This window comes from Roseinatronobacter alkalisoli (genome assembly GCF_028745735.1).
GTDB lineage: Bacteria > Pseudomonadota > Alphaproteobacteria > Rhodobacterales > Rhodobacteraceae > Roseinatronobacter > Roseinatronobacter alkalisoli.
Genome location: NZ_JAQZSM010000123.1, coordinates 1 through 959, shown reverse-complemented (window position 1 = coordinate 959; position 959 = coordinate 1). Strand labels below are relative to the sequence as shown.

Here is a 959-nt window from a genome sequence, read left to right as displayed (position 1 = left end):
CGCGCAATCGACACCAGTCAGATGCAGATCAGCGATGAAATTGCCATTCAGATCACGGCGATGAACAAATGGTATGGCACGTTCCATGTGCTGCGCGACATCAACATGACTGTCAATCGTGGCGAACGGATTGTCATTTGCGGCCCCTCCGGGTCAGGGAAGTCAACGCTGATCCGCTGCATCAACCGGCTGGAAGAACATCAGGCCGGGCAGATCATTGTTGATGGCACCGAACTGACGGGCGATCTGAAGAATATCGACAAGGTGCGCTCCGAAGTCGGGATGGTGTTTCAGCATTTCAACCTGTTCCCGCATCTGACGATTCTGGAAAACTGCACGCTGGCCCCCATCTGGGTGCGCAAGGTGCCCAAGCGCGAAGCCGAAGAAACGGCGATGCATTTTCTGGAGAAGGTGAAAATCCCCGAACAGGCGCTGAAATACCCCGGCCAGTTGTCGGGCGGTCAACAGCAGCGCGTGGCGATCGCGCGGTCCCTGTGCATGAAGCCGCGCATCATGCTGTTTGACGAACCGACATCTGCGCTGGACCCCGAAATGATCAAGGAAGTGCTGGACACGATGATCGCGCTTGCCGAGGAAGGCATGACCATGCTGTGCGTGACCCATGAAATGGGCTTTGCGCAGGCGGTGGCGAACCGCGTGATCTTCATGGATCAGGGGCAGATCGTGGAACAGAATGAACCGCATGAGTTCTTCAACAACCCGAAATCCGACCGCACGAAACTGTTCCTCAGCCAGATTCTGGGGCATTGATCCGGCAAACAGCAAAAGAAACGGGGGCCAGGCGGCCCCCGTTTCTATTTGGTCAGGATCAGTTTGCCAGCGCGGGTAATCCGTAGCTGATAGGTTTTGCCATCCAGCAGGATCTGGGCAAGCGTGCCGCCGCGGGTCAGGGAATAGACGTCATGTACAGGGGGCGTCTGGGTCTGGGGCTGTTGCGG

Annotated in this window: 2 protein-coding genes; one reads left to right on the top strand and one right to left on the bottom strand. The window is 57.1% G+C overall.

The window, feature by feature from the left end:
• Positions 1–771: amino acid ABC transporter ATP-binding protein (locus tag PUT78_RS23645; protein WP_420793566.1), on the top strand; the 771-nt coding region annotated here is incomplete at its 5' end.
• A gap of 44 nt (positions 772–815) precedes the next feature.
• On the opposite strand, the gene hemP is transcribed toward PUT78_RS23645, so the two are convergent.
• Positions 816–959: hemin uptake protein HemP (gene hemP, locus PUT78_RS23640; RefSeq protein WP_274354657.1), on the bottom strand; the 144-nt coding region annotated here is incomplete at its 5' end.